At 49.4% G+C, this 6,439-nt stretch carries 6 protein-coding genes, 1 tRNA gene, 1 rRNA gene, 1 other RNA gene and 1 pseudogene; 9 read left to right on the forward strand and 1 reads right to left on the reverse strand.

Features of this window, described 5'->3' with window-relative positions; translation table 11 throughout:
* On the reverse strand, window positions 1-321 hold a 321-nt coding region (locus CCB157_RS15665), incomplete at its 3' end, for a helix-turn-helix domain-containing protein (RefSeq protein ID WP_143287101.1).
* Between the two features lie 137 nt (window positions 322-458).
* Here CCB157_RS15665 and CCB157_RS15670 point away from each other — a divergent pair.
* From CCB157_RS15670 to CCB157_RS15710, 9 genes and pseudogenes are all read left to right on the forward strand, one after another.
* Window positions 459-553, forward strand: a tRNA-Ser gene (locus CCB157_RS15670).
* A 394-nt stretch (window positions 554-947) separates the two neighbouring features.
* Window positions 948-1,400, forward strand: a complete 453-nt coding sequence (locus CCB157_RS15675; protein ID WP_077616786.1) for a PH domain-containing protein — start codon at window positions 948-950, stop codon at window positions 1,398-1,400.
* Window positions 1,401-1,584: 184 nt separating this feature from the next.
* An RNA gene (ffs, locus tag CCB157_RS15680) (signal recognition particle sRNA large type) lies at window positions 1,585-1,850 on the forward strand.
* A 173-nt stretch (window positions 1,851-2,023) separates the two neighbouring features.
* Window positions 2,024-3,712, forward strand: coding sequence for a DNA polymerase III subunit gamma/tau (dnaX, locus tag CCB157_RS15685; RefSeq protein ID WP_077616787.1), 1,689 nt, complete (start codon window positions 2,024-2,026; stop codon window positions 3,710-3,712).
* 203 nt (window positions 3,713-3,915) lie between these two features.
* A pseudogene (locus CCB157_RS15690) lies at window positions 3,916-4,231 on the forward strand (YbaB/EbfC family nucleoid-associated protein).
* A 12-nt stretch (window positions 4,232-4,243) separates the two neighbouring features.
* Window positions 4,244-4,840: a recombination mediator RecR gene (gene recR, locus CCB157_RS15695; RefSeq protein WP_077616788.1), complete on the forward strand. Its 597-nt coding sequence runs from the start codon at window positions 4,244-4,246 to the stop codon at window positions 4,838-4,840.
* A 16-nt stretch (window positions 4,841-4,856) separates the two neighbouring features.
* Window positions 4,857-5,093, forward strand: a complete 237-nt coding sequence (locus CCB157_RS15700) for a YaaL family protein (protein ID WP_077616789.1) — start codon at window positions 4,857-4,859, stop codon at window positions 5,091-5,093.
* Window positions 5,094-5,128: 35 nt separating this feature from the next.
* Window positions 5,129-5,395, forward strand: coding sequence for a pro-sigmaK processing inhibitor BofA family protein (locus CCB157_RS15705; protein ID WP_077616790.1), 267 nt, complete (start codon window positions 5,129-5,131; stop codon window positions 5,393-5,395).
* A gap of 349 nt (window positions 5,396-5,744) precedes the next feature.
* Window positions 5,745-6,439: ribosomal RNA gene (locus CCB157_RS15710) — 16S ribosomal RNA — on the forward strand; the annotation flags it as partial.

Here is a 6,439-nt window from a genome sequence, read left to right on the forward strand (position 1 = left end):
ACGGACCGTAGAAGGGCTGACCCGGATTCCCTCCTGTTTGGCCAATAATTCGGAGAAATGGACATCATTGCAGTGCCGATATTTTTCACTTTGGCGGAGATTCAGGATTTTTTGCCGGATGTCTTCGGATAAGGCATGTGCAGGTTTTCGCCCCCGGTTTTTGTGAATGACTCCGTTTTCATCCTCCTCAAGGACTCGTTTTTTGAGGCGATAAACCTGACGAAGACTTAGCGATAACAATTCGGCAGCTTGTTTTCCCGTGATATACCCTTCGATCCATTGACGAATGACTTTGTAACGCTTCAATTCTTTTTTGCTCAATGGAATTCGCTCCTGTCTCATACTGACATTTTCACTGAAGCGTTACAATATGACAATATCACAGACGAACAACAAATTCCCTGTGGACCCCTTGTCAAACGGAGACTTTTGTGTTATATTTTAAAACGTCGCATCACGGAGGCGTACCCAAGTGGCTGAAGGGGGCTGACTCGAAATCAGCTAGGGCGTCGTTATTGGCGCCGCAGGGGTTCAAATCCTCTCGCCTCCGCCATATTTTTTTCTTTGCTATCGCAACATCCTACCTCTCTAGGCGATCTAGAGAGGTTTTTTATTGATAGGGTTAAGCGGGAAGAAAAACAAGGAAAGGGACATGGCACAGCCCGAACAGTGATGCAAGAAATATTCTTTATGGTATATTTTTTGTCCGAATGATATCATAATTTTTAAATAGATTTTATTCAATATCCATTCCTTTTTGAATAATCCCCAGATAATAGACCCCTAAAAGCTTAGTTCGGAAAATAAATTTTTTCAATACATTTCATGCTAATTCCAGATTGAAGCAAAATATTGGATCTGTATAAGCTGGCAGAGCGTCGTTATGTCTCTTTTGACAAACAACCATAGTTGTATGATTCCATAAACCAATCACGTGGAGGAAAATAATGATATTTAGGACTAAAAGGGATAGTGCTCTTTCAGTGGTTTATATGTTGCTAAATCTAATTCTTTTCTTCTGTGGATTTCTTGGCTTTTTATTTGCGGGTAAAGGCGATATTCTTTATAAGTGGATTAACCTTATCATTTGTCTCATAGCCGAAGCACTCTTTAATTGGATGGTTATTGATATCAAATACGTTTTAAAAGATGACCATTTGTTCGTAAAGTCGGGCCCATTTCGCAGCCGCATCGCATATAAGGATATTGAAGAGGTTGATAAAGCGACGGATATACTAATAGGATACAACCTATTGGCTTCAAAGGATGCTATAGAAATTTTTTATAAAGGCGGGATATTTAAAAGCGTTAAAATTTCACCTAGAAAAAAAGATCAGTTTCTAAAGGAGTTGCAGTCGAGAAATCCCGATATTAAGATTGATCGTTCTTGTTGGGGTTGAATTTTGATCAGAATAAAATGTGGCCGTACTCATGATTGTTAATCCGGTCGACGTTGTTTTAAACGGTAACGTTCGCGTGAGTGCTCTGAAAACAACTATTCACCATTAATGTGAAAAACACACAAATCATGTAAGTTTCCTCTTCCCCTTTTAATTGTCCGCTCGCTCTGTTATAATGGTTGTACCGTGCTAGGCGGGGAGGTAGCGGTGCCCTGTACTCGCAATCCGCTGTAGCGAGGCTGAATCCCTTCCCGAGGTCCCGGCGCTGTGAAGTCAGCAGCGAGTAAGTGGTGCTGACATTCGGGTCCCGCGCAACGAAAACTCGTGAACCCTGTCAGGTCCGGAAGGAAGCAGCAGTAAGCGAGATCTTTCGTGTGCCGCGGGGTAGCCTGAATCGAGCCAACTGCTCGCAAAGCGTTCAGGACGCCGGGATCAACGGAAGGTGCACGGTCATCTTACATAGATTAGAAACGCGACCGCGGCAACGGCCGCGGTTTTTTTATTGGAGAAACGTTCCGGCCGCTGCGGCCAGAGCTTTTATTTCCCGCGTGCCGCTTTGTGTTTATGTGTTTTTAAAGGTATAATGATTCAAGAAATGACTTGAATTTTCGGGTGTGATACGGATGGGTTACCGAGCGCTTTACAGGGTGTGGAGACCGCAACGGTTCAGCGATATGGCCGGACAGACGCACATCACCCGCACGCTCCAGAACGCCTTGATGAACGAAAAGTTTTCCCACGCCTATTTGTTTACGGGACCCAGGGGAACGGGCAAGACGAGCGTTGCGAAAATCGTCGCCAAGGCGGTCAATTGCGAGAAAGCTCCGGCGCCCGAGCCGTGCAACGAATGCGCCGTTTGCCGAGGCATTACTGACGGCAGCCTGTCGGATGTCATCGAAATCGATGCGGCTTCAAATAACGGTGTGGATGAAATCCGCGAGATTCGCGAAAACGTGAAATATGCGCCGAGCGTCGCCAGGTATAAGGTTTATATCGTTGATGAAGTGCATATGCTTTCCCAGGGAGCTTTTAACGCTTTGTTGAAAACCTTGGAAGAACCACCGTCCCACGTGATCTTTATCCTGGCAACCACGGAGCCTCATAAAATCCCGCCGACCATCATTTCGAGATGTCAACGCTTTGATTTTAAGCGCATTTCCCTCGACGCCATTCAAGAAAGATTGAATTATATCGTTCACGAACAAGGCATCGAGATGGATGAAAAAGCGTCCGCATTGATCGCCAAGGCGAGTGAGGGCGGCATGCGCGATGCGCTCAGCATATTGGATCAAGCGGCCGCTTACGGGAACGGAGCGGTGACGGAAGACATCGTCCTCGAAGTCACCGGCATGGTGTCGGAGCGCATGCTGTCGGAAATCGTCCGCTCAACGCTTGATCGCGATGTGGCCAAGGCGATCAGGGCCATTGATGAAATCGTGAAAGCCGGAAAAGATCCCGAGCGTTTTATGGAAGACTTAATCTTTTATTACAGGGATCTCATGCTTTATAAAGCGTCGCCGGAATTGGAAGAGATCCGCGATAAAACGCTGACCGACGAATCGTTTGCCCAAATTGCGGAGCGGATTGAGGCGGAGCGGATCCATGAGTCGATCCACATCCTGAGCGACCTGCAGCAGGAGATGAAGCGGACGGGCCATCCGAGAGTTTTTTTGGAAATCGCGATGGTGAAGCTCTGCCAAATCGAAGAGAAGAGTGCGGGGCCGGCTTCGGCGGACATCGTCAGGCGGTTGGAAGCTTTGGAAGAACGGCTGAATCGCTTGGAAGTGTCGCCGGATGCCGTTCAAACGGTGAATCGCGGCGATAAGCGCGCCGTCGGGCCATCTCCGAAAAGAAAAACGGTAAAAATTGCAGAGGGCGCGCTGCAAACCGTTTTGGATGAAGCCGTCAAAGATGAGCTGAAAGAATTGCAAAGCCGCTGGCCGGCGATCATGGAGAAAATCCGGAAGACGCACATCGCCGCTCATGCCTGGTTGCTGGAGAGTTATCCGGTGGCGAGCTCGCCGGATGCTTTTATCCAAGCCTTTAAATATGATTTTCATTGCCAAATGGTGGCGGAAAACAAAAACAACGCCATGCAAATCGTAGAAGACGTCGTTTTTGAAGCGACGGGGAAAAGAAAAAAAATGTACCCCGTCCCGCAAAAACAGTGGGACGAGGTGCGAGCCGCTTATATTAAAAACATGGAAGCGCGCGGCGAACGTCCGGAACAGCCCGGGAATCATAATAAAAATCCTTTGATCGCGGAAGCCGAAAAGCTCGTCGGTCCGGATTTATTGGAAATAAAAGATTAGCTGAGGGAAAACGCCGGAGCGGTCATGAATGGCTACTCTAGCCTAGGTTGTCGGCAAAATTTTATCGTCCCGTCGAGTTTCCCCGGCCGTTGCTCATGCTTCCGCCTTGGCATTTAGTGACCCTTTGCGCTCCCCGATTTCACCCATTGGTTAGATATGGGGGGTTCCGGGGGCTAACGATGAACATAGAGGAGGACTTTGCGATGATGAGGGGCAACATGAATAATATGATGAAACAAGTGCAAAAAATGCAAAAAAAAAATGATGGAGGCGCAAGAAAAACTGAAAGAAGAGGTCGTTGAAGGCAGCGCCGGCGGCGGTGTCGTGACGATCAAATGCAACGGGCATAAAGAGGTTCTGGAAGTCAACATTAAAGAAGAAGCCGTTGATCCGGATGACATCGACATGCTCCAAGATCTCGTGCTGGCGGCGATCAACGACGCCCTCAAAAAAGCCGACGAATTGGCGGCCAATCGCTTGGGCCAATTCACCAAAGGATTGAATTTACCAGGTTTTTAAGGGGGCGCCGCCATGCATTATCCCGAACCAATTGCCAAACTCATCGACAGCTTTATGAAATTGCCCGGCATTGGGCCGAAAACGGCGACGCGGCTTGCCTTTTATGTGGTTGAAATGAAGGATGACGATGTACTGGAATTCGGAAGAGCGCTTGTCAATGCGAAACGACAGCTCACCTATTGTTCGGAATGCCAAAACATTACCGACCGCGATCCGTGTTACATTTGTAACGATTCCTCAAGGGACCGTTCCACGATCTGCGTTGTCCAAGATCCAAAAGACGTCGTCGCAATGGAAAAAATGAAGGAATACCGGGGGCTGTATCATGTCTTGCACGGGGCGTTGTCCCCTGTCGATGGCATCGGCCCCGAAGACATCAAAGTCACCGAACTGATTCAACGCCTGAAAAATGAAGAAATCAAAGAGGTGATACTCGCCACCGATCCGACCATCGAAGGGGAGGCGACGGCGATGTATCTTTCGAGACTGATCAAACCGTCCGGCATCAAGACGTCCCGCATCGCCCACGGTCTTCCCATGGGGGGCGATTTGGAATATGCGGATGAAGTGACGCTGTCCAAAGCGATTGAAGGCCGGCGGGAGTTGTAGTTCGGGAGGATGACCCATGTTCAGACGCAAGGGCGGGCTACGCAAAGAAAAAGATGAAGAGCTGTTGACGTTGCTCTCGGAATGCAAAAATAAATGGCTAAGACAAAAGCACATCATCGAGGAGAGCATCGATCCTTCAGAAGAAGTGCTCTATCAGCTCCGGCTCGCTGAAGCAAAGTATTTATTTTTGTTGAAAGAAGCGCGCGACCGAAACATCGGCTTAGCAAACAACAATCGGAATAAATCCGAATGACCCCCGTATAAATATTAAAAAAGGGGGTTTTTACTTTGAATCCGGTCGTTGTCGTCTCGATATTTGTCGGCGTCATTCTTTTGTTGCTGGTGGTTGGCGCGCCGTTCAAGCCGTTTCGTTTTTTGGGACAAGCCGCTGTCAAACTTTTGATCGGGATGCTCGTCCTTTTTTTGCTGAATGCCGTCGGGGCTCATTTTGCTTTTCGCCTTCCCATCAATGCCGTCACGGCATTTATCGCCGGTTTTTTGGGCGTGCCGGGCATCGTCGCTCTCGCGGTTATTAAGTATGCCATCCTGCCGTAGCCGACGGTAAAGGGAAAAATTGGAAATGGGATAAGGGTTGTCAAAAGAAAAAAATGTGGTACGATGAATATCGTCGCTTGCATGAAGTCCAAGCGAACAGGGCAAGCGGCTTGAACGGTAAAATACAACACGCGTTTAAAAAAGTGTTGACAACTTAGTTCCTGCATGCTATATTAAAAAAGTCGCTTCCGGGAAACCGGGACGACGGATGGTTCTTTGAAAACTGAACAAAAGCCAAGCGCGAGTGAAAAGGGCAACCTTTTCCAGACGCCACGGATGAAACGGATGTAAAGGTTTCGACGGACCGAGCGATCGGTCGTCGTTTTCGAGACGCCGGAAGGCGTCAACTTTTACGGAGAGTTTGATCCTGGCTCAGGACGAACGCTGGCGGCGTGCCTAATACATGCAAGTCGAGCGCGGGAAGCGGACGGATCCCTTCGGGGTGATGTCCGTGGAACGAGCGGCGGACGGGTGAGTAACACGTGGGCAACCTGCCCGTAAGACCGGGATAACTCCGGGAAACCGGGGCTAATACCGGATAGGCTTTTGCCCCGCATGGGGCAAAAGGGAAAGATGGTTTCGGCCATCGCTTGCGGATGGGCCCGCGGCGCATTAGCTAGTTGGTGAGGTAACGGCTCACCAAGGCGACGATGCGTAGCCGACCTGAGAGGGTGATCGGCCACACTGGGACTGAGACACGGCCCAGACTCCTACGGGAGGCAGCAGTAGGGAATCTTCCGCAATGGACGCAAGTCTGACGGAGCGACGCCGCGTGAGCGAGGAAGGCCTTCGGGTCGTAAAGCTCTGTTGTCGGAGACGAACAAACGCCATAGGAAATGATGGCGTCCTGACGGTATCCGACGAGAAAGCCCCGGCTAACTACGTGCCAGCAGCCGCGGTAATACGTAGGGGGCGAGCGTTGTCCGGAATTATTGGGCGTAAAGCGCGCGCAGGCGGCCCTTTAAGTCTGATGTGAAAGCCCGCGGCTCAACCGCGGATGGGCATTGGAAACTGGAGGGCTTGAGTGCAGGAGAGGAGAGTGGA

The sequence above is a fragment of the Caenibacillus caldisaponilyticus genome, assembly GCF_002003465.1.
In the GTDB taxonomy this organism is placed as follows: domain Bacteria; phylum Bacillota; class Bacilli; order Bacillales; family Sporolactobacillaceae; genus Caenibacillus; species Caenibacillus caldisaponilyticus.

Coding starts and splice junctions, on each gene's coding strand:
- recR (WP_077616788.1), top strand. CDS start 4,244: ATGCATTATCCCGAACCAATTGCCAAACTCATCGACAGCTTTATGAAA.
- CCB157_RS15675 (WP_077616786.1), top strand. CDS start 948: ATGATATTTAGGACTAAAAGGGATAGTGCTCTTTCAGTGGTTTATATG.
- CCB157_RS15700 (WP_077616789.1), top strand. CDS start 4,857: ATGTTCAGACGCAAGGGCGGGCTACGCAAAGAAAAAGATGAAGAGCTG.
- dnaX (WP_077616787.1), top strand. CDS start 2,024: ATGGGTTACCGAGCGCTTTACAGGGTGTGGAGACCGCAACGGTTCAGC.